Genomic DNA, 17,244 nt, shown 5'->3' on the forward strand with positions numbered 1-17,244 from the left:
CCGTGAACGGATGGCACTCGTGCACCCGCCCGGCCTCACCAGGTTCCGGACGCACGACCTGCCCGGCGCGCGCAGGCTGACCGGGTGGGAGGAGCACAACGCCCGCGCCCTGGTCGGGCTGCGGGTCACGGCCGAGGGGCCGTTCGACGGCACCGAGGTGAACCTGACGCTCCCCCGCCTGCAGGTGGCGCGGGTCAGCGGGTCGCCGCACGCCGTCGAACGCGGCCTCCGGCAGATCGCCGAGCACCCGGCGGACGGCGTGGTCGTCTACTTCTCGCTGGCCGGCGAGAGCCGCTTCGAGCACCGCGGCGGCAGTGAGCTGGTCCTGCCCGGTCAAGCGCTCGTGCTGGACGGCGACCAGCCGTTCCGCCGCGAGTTCTCCGACGGGCTCACCGAACTGGTGCTGAAGGCGCCCCGGCGCGGACCCGTGCGGCCACGGCTGTTCGGCTTCCGCGAGGACGTGCACGCGCGGGCGTTGGTGAGCGCGCTCACCGGCGCGTTGCGCGGCCCTGCGGACTGGGAGGAGCTGCAGCGCACCGCGTCCGGCCTGCTCGACAGCGTGCTGGGCCACCGGACCCCGGAGGCGGACCTGGCGGCGGCGCACGCGTTCATCGCGGCGCACCTGCACCAGCAGGACCTGTGCGCGCACCGGATCGCCGATGCCATCGGGTACTCCGAACGGCACCTGTCGCGCCTGTTCGCCCGGTCCGGGCAGAGCGTGCCGCAGGCTGTCCTCACCGCGCGGCTGGACGCGGCCCGGAGCATGCTCGGCGAACCGGTCCCGCTCGCCGAAGTGGCCGCACGCACGGGTTTCGCGTCGCAGGCGCACTTCTCCCGCACCTACCGGGCCCGGTTCGGCGTCACGCCCCGGCAGGACCGGGCGGCCCTGCGGACCTGAGTTTTTGCCTGTTTCCGCCACGTGCGGCCCGACCGTCCCCGGCCAAGAAGTTGACCTGTCACCGTTCTCGCCATGGTGACCTCCGTCGAGACCGATGTGGTGATCGTGGGGTCCGGCCCCGCCGGAGCCTCCGCGGCGCTGTTCCTGTCCACCCTGGGCGTTCCGAACATCATGATCACCAAGTACCGGTGGACCGCGAACACCCCTCGCGCGCACATCACCAACCAGCGCACGATGGAGATCCTCCGCGACGTCGGCGTCGAGGACCAGGTGCTCGCCGAGGCCACGCCGCACCACCTGATCGGCGACACGGTGTTCTGCACGTCGATCACCGGCGAGGAGATCGGCCGCATCCTCACCTGGGGCAACCACCCGGCACGGCACGCCGACCACGTGCTCGCGTCGCCGTCGCTCAACTGCGACATCCCGCAGACGTACCTGGAGCCGATCCTGGTCCGCAACGCCACGGCGCGCGGGACGCGGACCCAGTTCAGCACCGAGTACCTGGGCCACGAGCAGGACGCCGACGGCGTGACCGTGAGGGTGCTCGACCGCGTGACCGGGCATGAGTACGAGATCCGGGCGAAGTACCTGATCGGCGCGGACGGCGCTCGGTCCGCGGTGGCCGCCGATGCGGCTTTGCCCTACGAGGGGCGGATGGACGTCGCCGGGTCCATGAACATCACCTTCGAGGCGGACCTCTCCGACCTCGTCCGGCACCGCCCTTCGGTGCTGTACTGGGTGATCCAGCCCGGCGCGAACGTCGGCGGCATCGGTGCCGGGCTCGTGCGGATGGTCCGGCCGTGGAACGAGTGGCTGATCGTCTGGGGCTTCGACCTCGCGCAGGGCGTGCCCGAGGTGACCGAGGACGACGCGCTGCAGATCGTCCGCAACCTCGTCGGTGACCCGTCGCTGCAGGCCAAGATCACCGGAATCTCGTTGTGGGGCAACAACGAGCAGTACGCGACGAGACTGCGGAACGGCCGGGTGTTCTGCGCAGGGGACGCCGTGCACAAGCACCCGCCGAGCAACGGACTCGGCTCCAACACCTCGATCCAGGACTCCTACAACCTGGCGTGGAAGCTCGCCGCCGTCCTCACCGGACAGGCCGGGGAGGCCTTGCTGGACACCTACTCCGACGAACGGGCCCCGGTGGCGCGGCAGATCGTCACACGGGCCAACAAGTCCGCGCGTGAGTTCGGCGCTCTCTTCGAGGCGCTCGGGCTCGACGCGTCCCAGTCGGCCGACGAGATGGACGCGCGCATCGAGGAACGCAAGGACGGCAGCCTCGCGGGTGCCGCCAAGCGCGTCGCCGTCCGGGAGGCCATGGAGCTGAAGAACTACGAGTTCAACGCGCACGGCGTCGAGATGGGCCAGTCGTACGTCTCCAGCGCCGTGGTGGCCGACGGGACCGAGAAGCCCGAGCCGTCACGGGACCCGGAGCTGTACTACGAGCCGTCGACCTGGCCGGGAGCGCGGCTGCCGCACGCCTGGGTCGGCGACAGCCGGAGCAAGGTCTCGACGCACGACCTGGTGCCGTACGGGCAGTTCACGCTGTTGACGGGGATCACCGGCGAGGCGTGGGCCGACGCCGCCCAGAAGGCCGCCGACCGGCTCGGCGTACCACTGCGGGCCGTGGTCGTCGGTCCCGGACGGGCGGTCACCGACCTCTACTTCGACTGGTCGCGACTGTCCGGAGTGGACGAAGATGGAGCGGTGCTCGTGCGTCCGGACAAGCACGTCGCCTGGCGCAGCCGGTCGTTGCCCGCAGACCCCGAGGCCGAGCTGATGGCCGTCCTGACCACGGTCCTGAGCCGGGAGGAGAGCGCATGACCTGGCAGTTCGAGCACGTCACGCTAGGCCAGCGGGTGCGGTTCGGCACCGGAACGGCGGCCGCAGACCTGGCCGACGAGGTCGACCGCCTGGGTGCGCGACGAGTTCTGCTGATCTCGGCGGAGCCCGTCGCCGCCGAGGTGACCTCGAAGATCGACGTGGCCGCGCACTGCACGGACGTCGCACCGCACGTGCCGGTCGAGAACGCCGGACGGGCCCGCGCACTGGCCGCGGAGTCCGGCGCGGACCTGCTGGTCAGCGTCGGCGGCGGCTCCACGACGGGACTGGCCAAGGCGATCGCGCTGACCACCGGCCTGCCGATCGTCGCCGTGCCCACCACGTACGCGGGGTCGGAGGCGACCAACGTCTGGGGCCTCACCGAGGCGTCGCGCAAGACCACGGGCACCGACGACCGGGTGCTGCCCGTGACCGTCGTCTACGACGCCGCGCTCACCGCGTCCCTGCCCCGGGAGCTCGCGATCGCCTCGGGCTGCAACGCGCTGGCGCACTGCGTCGACTCGATGTGGGCGCCGCGCACCGATCCGATCAACCAGGCCCTGGCGCTGGAGGGCGTCCGGGCGCTGAGCCGGGGTCTGCGCTCGCCGGAGGACCGCGAGCGGATGCTCTACGGCGCCTACCTGGCGGCGGTGGCGTTCGCGTCGGCCGGTTCGGGCCTGCACCACAAGATCTGCCACGTCCTGGGCGGCGCCTACGATCTCCCGCACGCCGCGACCCACACGGCGATCCTCCCGCACGTGCTGGCCTTCAACTCCCCCGCGGCTCCTGAGGCCGCTGCCCGGATCACCGAGGCGTTGGGCGGCAGCCTGATCGGCCTGTACGACGAGGTGGGTGCCTCGCACGTGCTGCGAGGTGTTCCCGACGTGCGTGAAGCCGCCCGTCTGGTGCTGCCGTCGGTGCCGCCGTCGAACCCTCGCGCGGTCACCGAGGACGACCTGATCTCCCTGCTCACCGCTGCCCAGAACCCGAGTGAGGCCTGAATGACCACCGCCCAGGAACGCGTCGAGGAGCAGCTGACCGCCGACGTGCTCGCGTCGTTCGCAAGCACACCGGACGCGCGGCTCAAGGAGCTCATGGAGGCGCTCACCCGGCACCTGCACGCGTTCATCCGCGAGACCCGCCTGACCGAGGCGGAGTGGACGAAGGCGATCGAGTTCCTGACCGCGGTCGGGCACATCACCGACGACCGGCGCCAGGAGTTCGTCCTGCTGTCGGACGTGCTGGGCGCGTCGATGCAGACCATCGCGGTGAACAACGAGGCCTACGAGAACGCCACGGAGGCGACGGTCTTCGGCCCGTTCTTCGTGGAGGAGTCACCGATGGTCGGCGTGGGCGGCGACATCGCCGGAGGCGCCGCCGGAACCCCGTGCTGGGTCGAGGGAACCGTCCGCGACACTGCGGGTGACCCGGTGCCGGGCGCGCGGATCGAGGTGTGGGAGGCCGACGAGGACGGCTTCTACGACGTGCAGTACACCGACTCGCGGGTGGCGGGGCGCGGCCACCTGTTCTCCGGCGAGGACGGCGGTTTCTCCTTCTGGTGCACGACTCCGGTGCCGTACCCGATCCCGCACGACGGCCCGGTCGGTGCGCTGCTCGACGCCGTCGGCCGCTCTCCCGTGCGTGCCGCTCACCTGCACTTCATGGTGTCCGCCACCGGTTTCCGCACGTTGGTCACGCACGTCTTCGTGGAGGGCGACCCGCAGCTGGAGATCGGCGACTCGGTGTTCGGGGTGAAGGAGTCGCTGGTCAAGCGGTTCGAGGAGCAGCCGGCCGGGGCGCCTGCGCCGGACGGGAGGGCCCTCGGCGACAAGCCTTGGGCACGCTCCCGTTTCGACGTGGTCCTGGCGCCTCAGTGATCGCAGCAGACGCGCTCGGCCCACTCCGGCTCGTGCCACCAGTGCTTGTTCTCGGCTGAGGGCAACGGGTCGAGCGCGGCGGTCGTGGTCAGCGGCTGGACCTGCTGCCGGTAGGGCGCGAGCAGGTCGGGGACGCTGTGCAGCACGCCACCGACCATGACCTGCCGGACGTTCGCCGCCGCCTTGATGTCGGCCAACGGGTCTCCGTCGACGAACGCGATGTCCGCCGGCGCACCGGGCTTGATCGCGCCGAGCGGCAGGCCGAGCCACTTCGCCGGGTTGCGGGTCGCGGTGATGAGCGCCTCCCTCGGCGTGAAGCCGTACTCGACGAGTGCGCGCAGGTTCTGGTGCGTCGCGGTGGCGGGGCTGTCGAGCGGCGCGTCGGTCCCGGTGATGACGAACCCGCCGCCGCGGTGGACCCTCAGCGCGAACTCCACCCAGCCCTTCAGGATCGCGCGGGACGACGACCCCGCCGGGGTGCCCTGGTTGTTCGCGTCGGCCAGGTTCCGCTCGTACTCCCACGGCGGGTAGAGCACTCGGGTGCGTTCGTCGGTGGCGAGCGACTTGTCGTTGTCGTACAGGGCACGCGACTGGAACAGCGTGGGTGTCATCGACATGCCGGAGGCGGTGAACAGCGCCACCACGTCCTGGTACGCCCTGCCCTGGCGGGTGATGGTGTGGGAGTAGCCGAGCCGGTTGGTGGCGCCGACGTGTTCCATGCCGTCCATGCCGATGTTCGCGGCCGGGTACAGGTAGTGCGACGACAGCGGTACCCGGGACCGTTGCACGGCAAGGCGTTGCAGCTCGACGGGCAGCCGGACGTAGGTCTTGATCATGTCGTAGCCGAGCTCGTGGGCGCGGCGCAGTTCGAGGTCGAGCTGGGCCCTGCTCAGGGTCGGGCGCATGAAGTTGTAGTAGACGCGGGAGCCGTCAACGGCCTCGCCGGTGGCGTAGAACCGCGGCCCCGTCAGGGTTCCCGCCGCGAGCGCCTCCCTGGTCTCGATCATCTGGTAGACCGGGTCGCCGGGTGAGCGGACGGTCGTGATGCCGTAGGCGAGCCAGACGTTGCCCTGCCGCGCACCCCACTGGCGGCCGCGCAGGTGCCAGTGGTTGTGGGCGTCGATCAGGCCGGGGAGGGCGGTGAGCTTCGAGGCGTCGACGTCGGCCTTGCCGCGCTGCGGGCGGATCTCCTCGACGGTGCCGTTCCCGACGACGATGTCGACGTTGCGCTTGAGCTCGTGCGCCTCACCGTCCCAGTAGGCGCCGACGCGGACGACCTTGCGTTCGGGCTTGGCGGGCCTGCGCCAGGTGAGACCGTGCCGGATCGTCGACACCCTGCCGTCCAGAGTGGACTTCCGGAGCCGGCCGTTGTTCAGGTGCACCAGCGCGTCGTTGCCGTGCCAGGCCAGCGAGTCCGTGACCTCCCGGGTGACCTGACGCGGTTCGCCCTGGAAGGTGCCCTTGGCGTCGACCGGGACGACCCACGCGACGCTCTCGACGACGAACGCGATGTGCCTGCCGTCCGGCGACCACACGGGTCCGTCGTCGCCGCGGGTGGCGATCGACCGGAACGGCATCGGCTCGGTGTACTTCAGCTCGCCGCTCGTGAGGTCGACGCTCAGGATCTGGCTGGTGCCCTCGCGGAACCGGCGTGAGAACGGCTTCACGGCGGCCAGCGCGACGGTGTTGCCGTCCTTGGACCACGTCGGGCGCCCAGGCTGGAACAGCGTCGGCGTGACCTGCCTGCGCGCCTGCCGGTCCGTGATCCACACCTGGCCGTCCTGGTCCAGGTAGGCGACCTTCGTGCCGTCCGGCGAGAAGCGCGGCGTGGTCTGCGCGTGCGGGGCGGGCGCGAACTGCTCGTCCTCGTTCGTCGTCAGGTCGCGGACCCACAACTGCGCGACGCCCGTGCGGTCGCTCGCGTAGACGATCTTCTTGCCGTCGGGCGAGAAGTCCGGGTCGGAGTCGAAGTACCGGCTGTCCGTGAGCTTCGTGGCTCTGCCGTCTTTCAACACGTACAGCGCGTTCAACGCGCGGAACGCGATCTTGCCGTCGCTCGACACCACCGGGCCGGCGATGCCCTTGACCGCACCCCCGGTGAGGTTCCTGGTGCGGTGCGGCCTCCGGTCGGTGCGCACGGGAACCGTGGCCTCGAACGCGATGTCCTTCGCGGACCCGTTGGCACGGCTGCGAATCCGGCCGTCCGCGGTGTAGAGAACGCTGTCGCCGTCCCAGACGGGCGCGAACCCGAAGACGTCCTCCCCGGTGACCACGGCGGCCGTCCCGAGCACCAGTTCGGCCTGCCCGGGTCGCATCCGCGTGTAGCTGGGCTGGTCGCCGGGCCCGAAAGCCGCCCCGAACAGCTGCGTGCCGGCCGGCGCCGTGACGAGCCGCGCGCGTTGCCCGTCCAGCGTCACGGTGTCGACCGCCGCGTTGCCGACGGTGAAGATGATCCGCTTGCCGTCCCGCGACCACTGCGGCGCCGCGGCCTCGTCCGGCACGCCGGTGAGCTGCGTGATCTTGCCGGTGGCCAGCTCCAGCAGGTGCACGCCGTAGCTGCCGGCCCGGTCGCTGACGAACGCGAGGTGCTTGCCGTCCGGCGAGAACGCGGGCTCGCGGTGGTCGTACCGGCCGTGCGTGAGCTGCTTCAGCCCGCGCCCGTCGAGCCCGATCACGTGGAGGTGGTAGTTGCCGTCCCGATAGGACTGGAACGCGATCTGGTTGCCAGGCCCGAAAGACGGCAGCGTGGCGTCCTGCAGCTCGTCGGTGAGCTTGCGCGCTTGCCCGCCTGTGGCAGGCAGAACCCAGATGGCGGTGACGAGGTCGATGGCGAGCCACTTGCCGTCACGCGAGCGCGACACCGAGATGTTGGTGCCCTGCGTCAGCTTCACTCTCGTACCGGACTCGGCCTGCGCGGCACCGACGGTGAGCGTGGACGCTGCGGTGGCGACCGCGGCGGCCTGGCCGGTGCGGGTCAGCAGTTCACGGCGGGACAGTTCCATGGCGGCACACTCCCCAGTGTCTTCTCCCCTAGGAGATCCACCCTGGCACCGCCGAAGCGTTGCGCCATCGACCATTCGGACCAGCATCCACCACGTGGGACGCTGGTCCCGGCCTGAAGGGAACTGGGCTACAGGGCGAGCGCGCCCTCGATGCGGGCCACCATCGCGTCCTCGGCCTCCACCACCACGCCGTCGGCCTCGGCGACCTCGCGGCAGATCGCCAGCACGGCACGCGGGAAGTCCCAGGCGTCCTCGGGCGACTTCGACGACAGGGTCTTCATCGACGAGCGCAGCGCCTCGAGGATGACCGGCTCGATCTCCTCGTCGGTGCCCGCGGGCACGGACGGGCGGGCGCCGCCCAGCACGCCGCGCAGGTCGGGCGACAGGTTCGCGAGCGCGCGCAGGCCGGCGAACCGCTCCTCCAGCACGGGGCCGGGGTCGGCGTGGGAGACCAGCAGCATCGCGCCGTACACGGCGGTGCGCAGCGTGCGGCTCTCCTCGTCGGTGTAGAAGATCATGTGGCCCACTCTAGGTCGTCGGGTCAGGCGGTTGTTCCGGTGTTGATTAGAAGACTCTCCAGCCCTCGCGCGGTTGCCTCCCAACTGGGAAAACGCCTGTGACGGAGGTCTAAGCGCCCAGAAGCGAACAAACTGGGTGGATTGTGCGTTGAGATGGGTTACACACCCACTCCCAGGAGGATGTCCGCATGACGACCACCGCTACCCGGCCCCGCATCACGGTTCGGCGGGTGGTGTTCACGCTCGTCCTCTTCACCGTGACGACGCTGCTGTTCTGGGTGCCGTTCGAGGGGCTCTTCGCGGCCAGCGCCGAGTGGCCCGACCCGGTCCGGCCCGTCGCCGCGATCGTGTTCGCCGCCGCCGCCATCTCGATGATCGTGCTGTTCACGCAGCGCGGCAGCGACCGGGCCGCGCGGATCTCCCAGTTCCTGCTCGGGTTCGTGTGGATCGCGTTCGTGTGGACGCTCCTGACGGACCTCGTCCGGCTCGGCATGGCACTCGGCGGCGTCGAGAACCCGTTCCGCTCCCGTTTCATCGCCGTGCTGCTCGCCGTTCTCATCGTCACCGTGACGGTCTACGGGGTGTATGAGGCGATGCGCGTGCCTCGGATCAAGCGGCAGGACGTGACGATTCCCCGGCTCGACCCCGCGTTCGACGGCCTGACCGTCGCCGTCATCACCGACACGCACTACGGCGCCATCAACCGCGCGAAGTGGTCCCGGGGCATGGTCGACGCCGTCAACGGGCTGAACGCGGACGTCGCCGTGCACGTCGGGGACATCGCGGACGGCACCGCCGAGCAGCGCCTGGAGCAGGCCACCCCGCTCGGCGACGTCACCACGCCGCACCGCTTCTACATCACCGGCAACCACGAGTACTACTCGAACGGCCAGGGCTGGGTCGACCTCATGGGCCGCCTCGGCTGGAAGCCGCTGCGCAACGAGCACGTGACGCTCGAGCGCGGCGGCGCCAAGCTCGTGTTCGCGGGCACCGACGACATCACCGCGAGCCACTCCGGCGAGCCCGGCCACGCCGCCGACCTCGCGCACGCGCTGCACGGCGCCGACTCCACCGCGCCGGTCGTGCTGCTCGCGCACCAGCCGTCGGAGATCAAGAAAGCCGTCGACGCGGGCGTGGACCTGCAGCTGTCCGGGCACACGCACGGCGGGCAGATCTGGCCGTTCCACTACCTGGTGCGGTTGCAGCAGCCGGTGGTCGCCGGCCTGAGCAGGCACAGCGACCGCACCCAGCTCTACACGAGCCGCGGCGCCGGCTTCTGGGGCCCGCCGATGCGCGTGTTCGCGCCCAGCGAGATCAGCCTGCTGACGCTCAAAGCCGCGTGAGGTGCCCGCTGTCGTTGAACCGCACCAGACGGGGTGACTCGCCGGCCGTGTAGCGGATGACCGTGAGCGCCGCGTTGTCGTGGTTCAGCGTCAGCCAGCGCTCGGGCGGGGCGTCGAGGGCGTCCCGCACGAGCCAGCCGATCAGGAACGAGTGCGTCACGACCAGCACCGGGCCGTCGCCGGGACGCGCGAACCGCGTCTCGGCCTCGTGCGCCAGGGCGGGCCCGCGGGTGCGTTCCGACTCGGGGAACCGGTCGAAGAACTCGTCGTGGTCGGGGACGAAGTGCGGCACGTAGTCGTCCGCCGCCGCCTCGACCCGGCAGGGCACGCGCAGAACTTCGGCGATGATCGACGCGGTCTCGGTCGCGCGGGGCGCCGGGCCGTGGTGCACGGCCGCGAAACCCGTGCCGCGCAACCGTTCCGCCAGCGCCTCCGCCTGCTTGCGGCCCCGTGCCGTCAGCCGGGACTCGTCCTTCGTCGCTTCGCCGTGCCGGACCAGGTGAAGATCTCGTGTCACGCCGTGCAGTCTGCCTTGACGGCACTGGCGGCGTGATGGGCGTAGGTGGGTCCGGAGTTGTTCCAGTCCTGACCTCGGGTGACGAGCTGGATGGTCAGGTTTCCGCTGGCCTTGAACTTCCCGGCGCTGACCCACTGGCCGCGCTTGTCGACCTGCTTGATCGCGAACGACGCCATCGGGGTGCCGCCGACGCCGTTGCGGTCGAACACGTAGTACACGGTCGGGTTACCCCCGACTTCCTCCGTACCGCCGTTCGGCACATGGACCGAGACGTCGCACGAGCCGTTCACCGCGAACGTCCACATGCCGTAGGCGGAGGTGTCGTCCCGGCGGGTGTCCCCCGACATCGGGATCGACACGAACGTCGAGCCGCACCTGCCGTCGCCGTGGTCGACCCAGCCCTTCTTGCCGTCGCGGTACGAACCGACGCTCGTGAAGCCGCCGCAACCGGGTCCCGTCGTGAACGACCTGGCACCACCGGGTGCCCTCCCGGTGTCCCCGGCGGGCGGCGGGGCGGCGTTCTGCGTCGTCGACGGCATCAGGCCCAGCGCGGACGAGGCGAGCGTCGGGTTCTGGCTGGTCGACGCCGGCTCCTCCGGCAGGTCCTCCGGCGGGGTGATCAGGCCGGGGATGTAGCTGTGCGAGGGCTGCGCCACGTCCGTGCCGCTCGTGCCGGAACCGCCGTCGAACGTGCCGATGGCGATCACGCCGAGCACGAGCAGCGCGGCGATCGCGGCGATCGCGGCGGTGCGGGGCTTGAGCGGACCGGCCTGCTTCGTCTCCACCTGCTTCGGCAGCTCACCGGCCGCGGCCCAGCGGGCAGCACCCCGGGCACGGGCGGCCTCCATCAGCGCTGGGTCGGGCCCCGGGTGGCGCTCGGTCGGGTCGTCGGGGAACTGGGTCGGCACGGAGCGCAGTGTGCCAGGGACTCAGGGCCACCCAAACGCGTGGCTCTTTCACAATCGGGTCGTTTGAACTCAATGGACCGCACGCCGTGGCGGCGGTTGGGCCGTTTCGTCCACGCACCGTGACGGCGACCGGTCGAATCCGAGCCCATTCCTGACTCGTGAGTCAAGCTAAGCACCGTCCCGCACCTGCGCACACCCGCCCCGGCGGGCCCCCAAAACCGGATCTTGTCCCGGTTTTCTTGTCACAGAACGAAAACACCTGCAGAACGCCTTGATCTCGCTGAATTTTCGGGCAGCTCCGAGACCTGTCAGCGGTTCGATCTCCGTGGCGGCGGCGGTGGTAGCCAAGCTCGTCCGGCCCGCCTAGGGTGCCCGCCATGCCCTCAGGTAGACAGGCCGTCGTGCTGCTTGCCGCCCTCGTGGCGGGTTGTGGCACGGCGATCCCCGGTTCCCCCGTCGCAGGCCCGCAGTTGCCCCAGACCTCGGCGTCCCAGACCGTCACCGTCGTGACGACGACGCCCGCGCCGAGCAGCAGCGCCTCTCCGCCGTCCGCGCAGCCGCCGCCCCCGCCTCCTCCTGCCGCCGCGAAGTTCGGCAACCCGAACGGCACCGCCGCCGTGCCGCCGGAAGCCGCCGCCGAGGACACCTCGAAGCCCACCCGCGTGATCGGCACCGGCACTCCCGCGACCTGCACGTCGCAGGCCGTGGTCGACGCCTTCGCCGCCGGCGGGGTCATCACCTTCAACTGCGGCCCGCAGCCGCACACCATCCCGATGGCCGCGACCGCGAGGGTCCGCCAGCGCACCGTGGTCGACGGCGGTGGCCGGATCACGTTGAGCGGGCAGGGCCAGCGCAGGCTGATCGACCAGAACGGGCCGCGCCTGGTCGTCCAGAACATCACCCTGGCCGACGGCAACTCGACCGGTGACCAGGCCGAGGGCGGTGGCGGCGGCGCGATCATGGTGCTGGGCGGTCAGCTCAAGGTCGTGAACTCCCGCTTCGCGAACAACAGGTGCGACGCCAACGGTCCCGACCTCGGCGGTGCCGCGATCCGGGTGACCGACTGGGCGCAGAAGACGCCGATCTACATCACCGGCAGCACGTTCGAGGGCGGTGTGTGCTCCAACGGCGGAGCGCTCAGCAGCATCGGCGCCTCGTGGATCGTGCTCAACAGCCTCATGAAGAACAACAAGGCCATCGGCCGCGGCGCCAACCCGGCCCGCGGTGGCACGCCGGGCGGCGGCAGCGGTGGCGCGATCTACAACGACGGCAACACGTTCACGCTGCGCGTCGCCGGCACGCTGATCGAGGACAACCAGGCCAACGAGGGCGGTGGCGCGGTGTTCTTCGTCAGCAACGACAGGTCCGGCTCGATGTCCGTCGAGGGCTCGACGCTGCGCCGCAACCCGAGCCTCGGCTTCGAGACCATCAAGGGGATCTTCTACCTAGGCACGTCCGAGAAGCCGAAGGTCACCGGCTCGACGGTCCAGTGAGCCCGCGACGAGCAGCAGCGCGAGGCCGAACACGGACATCGTCAGGCTGAAGCCGTAGACCCAGCGGAAACCCAGCCCCTGGGAGACGCCGAGCAACGCGCCCGCGACCATGCTGCCGACGATCTGGGTGTTGCTGAACATCGTCGTGGCGTGGCCGGGCCGCAGCGGGTCGAGGCTCTGGAAGTACGTGATGCCGACGCCCATGATCAACGAGATGACGGTGGCGTGCAGCAGCTGCGCGGCCATCACCTGCCAGATGGACTCGGTGAACACCATCAACCCGTGGTAGCCCAACGCGATCACCGCGCCGATGAGCACGAGCCTGTGCTGCGACATCCGGTTCGCCAGCGAGCCGAACCAGAGCATCATCGGGATCTCGAGCGCCGCGCACAGCCCCATCGCGAGCCCGGCGTCCCCGGCCGTGCCGTTCAGCTCGGTCGTGATGAACAACGGCAGTCCGCTCACCGCGAGCGCCACGGCCCCCTGCAGGAACAGGAAAGCGGCGGACACGACCGTCATGCTGCCGCGCGTCGGCCCTGCCGCCTCCTCCTCGGTCCTCTCCTCTTCGACCCGCGCGGGCGGAATCGGCAGGGTGAGAGCGAGGACCGCGACGCCGAGCTGCAGCACGGCGGTGGAGGCGAAGAGACCGATCCAGCCGGTCTGCGCGACGAGCAGCGCGGCCACCGGCGGTCCGGCGACCCACGCGACCGAGAGCAGCGTGCGCAGGACGCTGACGACCATCGACGGCCCCTGCGAGACCTGGCGGCCGTAGGCGAACAGCTGCGGCAGCAACGCTCCCGTGATCGCGATGAACACCACGGACGTGCCGAGCAGGAACCAGTAGTCGCGCAGCACGGCGAACAGGCCGTAGCCGATCGCGCCGGCGACACCGCCCGCGGCGAGCATGTACCGGCGCTGCACCCGACCGTCGGACAGCCTGCCCATGATCGTGCTCGCCACGACCTGCGCGACCGGGCTCACGATCAGGAAGAAGCCGAGCTGGAACGGCGTCACCTTGATCTCGCTCGTGAGGAACAGCGAGCCGAACGGCAACGCGAACGCCATCGAGAGGCCCGACACGACGCTGATGCCGGAGAGTTGGAGGAACGTGCGGGACAGGAGCGGCGAGGATGTTCTCTCGCTGAGAGCCGTCACCCGCCAATCGTGCTCTTTGAGCGGGCGATCAGGAAACCAGATATCCCATTATGCGGGCAATATCTCACACAACGACGATCGCGCCGTCGCGGCGGTGATCTGCACCACCCCTGAGCAGGCCGGATCCGGTCATTTCGACCACCTGGCACCCACCGAAGAACATGTTCGGAGCGCGGAACCGGGTGACCGGCAGTTCGCTTTCCGGTCGAATTCCCGGTTCGACGTGGAGGTGGTCTCCGCTCAGGTGCATTCGAGGCGCGTCGACGGCTGGCTGGGCCGGCATGCCGCGGTCGAGGACGTTCACGAGCACCTGCAGGATCGCGCCGCAGATCCGGCTCGACCCGGCGCTGCCGAGCACCAGTTCGGTGTGCCCGCGGTGCGTCACGACGGTCGGCGCCATCATCGACGGCAGCCGGTCGCCCGGCGCGTGGCTGAAGAACCCGTCCGGTGACAGGTCCTCCTCCCCCATCATGTTGTTCAGGTGCACGCCCGCGATCGAGATGCCCGAGCCCGCGCCGTTCGTGGTCGTGACGCTGCACGCCGTGCCGTCCGCGTCGAGCACGGAGATGTGCGTGGTGGAGCCGAGGCGGTTCAGATGCGCCTTCGGGGTGGCCAGCGCGCGGATCAGGTCCTGCTGCGACGGGGAGTCCGGCAACGCTTCCAGCATCTGTGTGAGCAACACACCGCCCGCCGCGGGTGGTGGGTTCGTGTGGATCTCACGGCCGCGATGCCACACGTGCAACGGTTCGCGCCGCACGGCTTCGTACGCCTGAAGGTCCTCGCGGGTGAGGTCGCCGCCCTTGCTCCCGATCCACTCGGTGACGGCGGCCGCGATGTCGCCGCTGTAGAACGGCTGCGCGCCCTCGTCGCCGAGCCGGTCGAGGGCCTCGGCGAGCTCGGGCTGGACCAGGAGTTGACCTTCCTCCACCGCGTTCAGTCCCGCGCTGCGGGCGAGCGGCAGCAGCAACGACGTGACGTACGCCTGGTACCGGTTGACCCGATGGCCTTCACGCGCGTGCAGCGCCGCCGTGACCACGAGTTCGTGCAACGGCGCGCGACCGTAGGTGGCGGCGATCGCCGCACCGGCGGGCATTCCGTAGGCGGCGACCGACGACGGTCCCACGTGGAACTCCTGCTCCGCGTCGCCGAAGTGGACGGTGATCGGGTCGAGCGGCGCGCGGTCGCCGGTCCTGCCGCGACCCGGCGCGACGGCCGAGAAGTCCAGCAGCACAGGGGTTTCGCCGGCCGGCGCGATCATCATGTACCCGGCGGAGCCCAGCCCGGTCAGCAACGGCTCGGTGACGCACGACGTCAGCATCGCCGCGACGGCCGCGTCCACGGCGTTGCCCCCGGCGCGCAGCATCGCCGCGCCCGCCTGAGCGGTGAGCGGATGACCCGCCGCGATCGCGCCTCGCACCGTCGACCTCCAGAAGTGAAGGCGGTCAACGGTAGACCCGTGCGCCGCGGTCGTGCCAGCCGGGCTCAGCCCCGCAGCGAGAGTGCGAGCCTCACCGCGTCCGCCCGCGAGTGCAGGCCCGCCTTGGCGAACAGGTTGTTGATGTGGGTCTTCACGGTGGCCTCGCTGATGAACAGCCGCCGCGCGATCTCGCCGTTGCGCAGGCCCTGGCCGATCAGGTCGAGCACCTCGCGTTCCCGCGTGGTCAGGTCGAGGCCGGGATCCGCCGCGGGCCGCCGTCCGGCGAGGTCGAGCAGCCGTGCCTGCACCGCGGGGTCGAGGATCGCGTTGCCCGCGTGGGCGGCGCGCACGGCTTGCACGATCGTGGCCCGGTCCGCGTCCTTGGTCAGGTAGCCGCGCGCGCCGGCCCGCAACGCGGCGAGGATCGACTCGTCGTCGTCGAACGTGGTCAGCACGACCACCGGCAGGTCCGGGTGCGAGGCGCGCAGCACGCCGGTGGCCTCGGCGCCGCCCATGATCGGCATGGTGAGGTCCATGAGCACGACCTCGGGGGCCAGTTCCGCCACGGCCGCAACGGCTTCCCGGCCGTTGGAGGCGGTGCCGACGACCGTGATGCCCGGATCGAGGTCGAGCATGACGGCGAGCCCGTCGCGCACGGCGGCCTGGTCGTCCACGATCAACAGCCTGGTCATCGGGGCAGCTCCATCCTGACCGTCCATCCCGGACCGCCCGGGCCCGCGGACAGCGTTCCTCCCAGCAGGGCGGCACGTTCGCGCATGCCGGTGAGCCCCATCCCGCTCCCCTGTCCACGACGCGTGCCGTTGTCGGTCACGGTCAGCCTCAGCACCGAGGCCTCGTACTCCAGCGACACCTCGACGTCGGAGCCTGGCGCGTGCCTGTGGGCGTTCGTCAGGGCTTCCTGCGCGGCCCGGATGACGGTCTGCGCGATCTCGACGCTCACCGGTCCCCCACCCGTCACCCGGCACTTCGCGCCGTGTGACTCCGCCAGCCGTGCGATCGTCTCGGGCAACGGCACCGTGTCTTCTCGCAACGCGTGCACAGCGCGACGAGTCTCCTTCAGGCCGGACACCGCCAACGCCCGTGCGCGCACCACGGCCTCGTTCGCCTCCGTGGTCTTGCCCGCCGCGTGCAGTGCGTCGGCCATGTCCAGCTGCACGGCGATACCGGACAACGAGTGCCCCACGACGTCGTGGATCTCCCGGGCGATGCGGCCGCGTTCCTCCAGCACCGCCGTGTACTCGGCGGCGGCCGCGGCGGCGAGGCGGTCGCGCCGGACCAGGCCGAAGAACACCGGCAGCCCGACGGTGAGGCCGAGCCACCACGGCGGGACCTCGGAGGCCCCCGACACCTCCGCCACCCACGTCGAGAGCATCGCGAGCAGGGACGCCACGAAGGCCAGTGCGACCGCGGTCCGCCGGGACGCGAGCCGACGGCCGGCCGTGCTGGTGGCGAGGAAGACGAACGCCACCCCCGCCGTGGACGGGACGAGGGCGAACAGCGGCGCGCTCGCCACCACGAACAGCGCGACCACCGCGACCCGCCCCTGCTCGCGCAGCCGGTCGATCGCGAACACGGCCGCGACCGCCGCGGTGATCACCACGGCGGTCAGCGCCCAGGTCGGGGCGAGCAGGCCCGGCGGCCGGTCGAGCAGCTGGACCACGGTGATCGTGGAGATCACGAGCGTGACCAGCGGCCGGAACATCTCGTCGGCGAACGTCATCGGGAGGAATCATGCCGGGTTCCGCGCGCCTTCTCCTGCCAGGAGTCGACGAACGCGGACGTGCGGTGCGGAGCGCCGTCGCGGCCCTTGGACCAGACGACCTGGCCGCCCACCCGGACGGCCTTCGACATCACGACCAGTCCCTCGGCGAGCAGGCCGGCGCCGACGACGAGCATCAGCCCGGTGCCCTGCGCACCATCCGGAGCCAGCAGGAACCCGACGGCGAACCGCGCGGCGATGCTCGCCACCCACAGCACGATCGTCATGGCCGTGTAGCGCAGCATCACGATGCCGTGCTGCTCGTACGTGCGGGTGGTCAGTCCGCGCAGCACACCGAACACGACGCTGAACGCGGTGCTGACCAGCAGGAACACGAATGCGCCCTGCTGGATCTGGGTCAGCCCGATCACTCCGAGGATCACCGGGAGCAGCAGCAGGCGCTTGCCGACGGCGGGCTCCCCGAGCAGCCTGCGGGCCATCACGTAGACGATCGCGGCGGCGATCAGGACGATCTCGACGGTGGTGTTCATGCCGTCAACGTTAGG

Annotated in this window: 15 protein-coding genes; 6 read left to right on the top strand and 9 right to left on the bottom strand. The window is 70.8% G+C overall.

Annotated elements, in window-relative coordinates; all coding sequences use genetic code 11:
- The first annotated feature begins 10 nt into the window (after positions 1–10).
- The 4 genes from ACWF7A_RS24745 (at position 11) to ACWF7A_RS24760 (ending at position 4,605) form a co-directional block, all read left to right on the top strand.
- Positions 11–898 carry an AraC family transcriptional regulator gene (locus tag ACWF7A_RS24745; RefSeq protein WP_452252854.1) on the top strand — a complete coding sequence of 296 codons (888 nt, stop codon included), beginning with the start codon at positions 11–13 and terminating at the stop codon, positions 896–898.
- Between the two features lie 72 nt (positions 899–970).
- Positions 971–2,731: an FAD-dependent oxidoreductase gene (locus ACWF7A_RS24750; RefSeq protein ID WP_452252855.1), complete on the top strand. Its 1,761-nt coding sequence runs from the start codon at positions 971–973 to the stop codon at positions 2,729–2,731.
- Complete coding sequence (locus ACWF7A_RS24755) at positions 2,728–3,729, top strand: maleylacetate reductase (RefSeq protein ID WP_452252856.1); 1,002 nt, start codon at positions 2,728–2,730, stop codon at positions 3,727–3,729. The genes ACWF7A_RS24750 and ACWF7A_RS24755 overlap by 4 nt, the downstream gene beginning before the upstream one ends.
- On the top strand, positions 3,730–4,605 hold the full coding sequence (locus ACWF7A_RS24760; RefSeq protein ID WP_452252857.1) for a dioxygenase family protein: 876 nt from the start codon (positions 3,730–3,732) through the stop codon (positions 4,603–4,605). It abuts the gene before it with no gap.
- Here the strand turns inward: ACWF7A_RS24760 and ACWF7A_RS24765 are convergent.
- Together ACWF7A_RS24765 and ACWF7A_RS24770 are read right to left on the bottom strand one after the other, a co-directional pair.
- Positions 4,599–7,607 carry an amidohydrolase family protein gene (locus tag ACWF7A_RS24765; RefSeq protein WP_452252858.1) on the bottom strand — a complete coding sequence of 1,003 codons (3,009 nt, stop codon included), beginning with the start codon at positions 7,605–7,607 and terminating at the stop codon, positions 4,599–4,601. The two genes, ACWF7A_RS24760 and ACWF7A_RS24765, sit on opposite strands and share 7 nt — an antisense overlap.
- A gap of 128 nt (positions 7,608–7,735) precedes the next feature.
- Positions 7,736–8,125, bottom strand: a complete 390-nt coding sequence (locus ACWF7A_RS24770; protein WP_452252859.1) for a hypothetical protein — start codon at positions 8,123–8,125, stop codon at positions 7,736–7,738.
- A gap of 188 nt (positions 8,126–8,313) precedes the next feature.
- Between ACWF7A_RS24770 and ACWF7A_RS24775 the strand changes: the two genes are divergently transcribed.
- A complete protein-coding gene (locus tag ACWF7A_RS24775) occupies positions 8,314–9,468 on the top strand; it encodes a metallophosphoesterase (RefSeq protein ID WP_452252860.1) in 1,155 nt (384 codons plus the stop codon).
- Here ACWF7A_RS24775 and ACWF7A_RS24780 read toward each other — a convergent pair.
- Together ACWF7A_RS24780 and ACWF7A_RS24785 are read right to left on the bottom strand one after the other, a co-directional pair.
- Positions 9,455–9,985: a histidine phosphatase family protein gene (locus ACWF7A_RS24780; RefSeq protein WP_452252861.1), complete on the bottom strand. Its 531-nt coding sequence runs from the start codon at positions 9,983–9,985 to the stop codon at positions 9,455–9,457. The genes ACWF7A_RS24775 and ACWF7A_RS24780 overlap by 14 nt on opposite strands.
- Positions 9,982–10,893, bottom strand: a complete 912-nt coding sequence (locus ACWF7A_RS24785; protein ID WP_452252862.1) for a hypothetical protein — start codon at positions 10,891–10,893, stop codon at positions 9,982–9,984. Before ACWF7A_RS24785 ends, ACWF7A_RS24780 begins: the two co-directional genes overlap by 4 nt.
- A 377-nt stretch (positions 10,894–11,270) precedes the next feature.
- On the opposite strand from ACWF7A_RS24785, the gene ACWF7A_RS24790 reads away from it, so the two are divergent.
- Entirely contained in the window at positions 11,271–12,386 is a 1,116-nt protein-coding gene (locus tag ACWF7A_RS24790) for a hypothetical protein (protein WP_452252863.1), read from the top strand.
- On the opposite strand, the gene ACWF7A_RS24795 is transcribed toward ACWF7A_RS24790, so the two are convergent.
- From ACWF7A_RS24795 to ACWF7A_RS24815, 5 genes are all read right to left on the bottom strand, one after another.
- Positions 12,339–13,541: an MFS transporter gene (locus ACWF7A_RS24795; RefSeq protein ID WP_452252864.1), complete on the bottom strand. Its 1,203-nt coding sequence runs from the start codon at positions 13,539–13,541 to the stop codon at positions 12,339–12,341. The two genes, ACWF7A_RS24790 and ACWF7A_RS24795, sit on opposite strands and share 48 nt — an antisense overlap.
- A gap of 64 nt (positions 13,542–13,605) precedes the next feature.
- Complete coding sequence (locus ACWF7A_RS24800) at positions 13,606–14,958, bottom strand: gamma-glutamyltransferase (RefSeq protein ID WP_452252865.1); 1,353 nt, start codon at positions 14,956–14,958, stop codon at positions 13,606–13,608.
- A gap of 65 nt (positions 14,959–15,023) precedes the next feature.
- Entirely contained in the window at positions 15,024–15,650 is a 627-nt protein-coding gene (locus tag ACWF7A_RS24805) for a response regulator (protein WP_452252866.1), read from the bottom strand.
- Positions 15,647–16,699, bottom strand: coding sequence for a sensor histidine kinase (locus ACWF7A_RS24810; protein WP_452252867.1), 1,053 nt, complete (start codon positions 16,697–16,699; stop codon positions 15,647–15,649). The genes ACWF7A_RS24805 and ACWF7A_RS24810 overlap by 4 nt, the downstream gene beginning before the upstream one ends.
- A complete protein-coding gene (locus ACWF7A_RS24815; RefSeq protein WP_452252868.1) occupies positions 16,696–17,229 on the bottom strand; it encodes a DUF1453 domain-containing protein in 534 nt (177 codons plus the stop codon). The genes ACWF7A_RS24810 and ACWF7A_RS24815 overlap by 4 nt, the downstream gene beginning before the upstream one ends.
- Between the last annotated feature and the right edge of the window lie 15 nt (positions 17,230–17,244).

It is taken from the genome of Lentzea sp. NPDC055074, from assembly GCF_053608005.1.

Coding starts and splice junctions, on each gene's coding strand:
- ACWF7A_RS24770 (WP_452252859.1), bottom strand. CDS start 8,125: ATGATCTTCTACACCGACGAGGAGAGCCGCACGCTGCGCACCGCCGTG.
- ACWF7A_RS24805 (WP_452252866.1), bottom strand. CDS start 15,650: ATGACCAGGCTGTTGATCGTGGACGACCAGGCCGCCGTGCGCGACGGG.
- ACWF7A_RS24760 (WP_452252857.1), top strand. CDS start 3,730: ATGACCACCGCCCAGGAACGCGTCGAGGAGCAGCTGACCGCCGACGTG.
- ACWF7A_RS24765 (WP_452252858.1), bottom strand. CDS start 7,607: ATGGAACTGTCCCGCCGTGAACTGCTGACCCGCACCGGCCAGGCCGCC.
- ACWF7A_RS24775 (WP_452252860.1), top strand. CDS start 8,314: ATGACGACCACCGCTACCCGGCCCCGCATCACGGTTCGGCGGGTGGTG.
- ACWF7A_RS24815 (WP_452252868.1), bottom strand. CDS start 17,229: ATGAACACCACCGTCGAGATCGTCCTGATCGCCGCCGCGATCGTCTAC.
- ACWF7A_RS24790 (WP_452252863.1), top strand. CDS start 11,271: ATGCCCTCAGGTAGACAGGCCGTCGTGCTGCTTGCCGCCCTCGTGGCG.
- ACWF7A_RS24745 (WP_452252854.1), top strand. CDS start 11: ATGGCACTCGTGCACCCGCCCGGCCTCACCAGGTTCCGGACGCACGAC.
- ACWF7A_RS24755 (WP_452252856.1), top strand. CDS start 2,728: ATGACCTGGCAGTTCGAGCACGTCACGCTAGGCCAGCGGGTGCGGTTC.
- ACWF7A_RS24810 (WP_452252867.1), bottom strand. CDS start 16,699: ATGACGTTCGCCGACGAGATGTTCCGGCCGCTGGTCACGCTCGTGATC.
- ACWF7A_RS24750 (WP_452252855.1), top strand. CDS start 971: ATGGTGACCTCCGTCGAGACCGATGTGGTGATCGTGGGGTCCGGCCCC.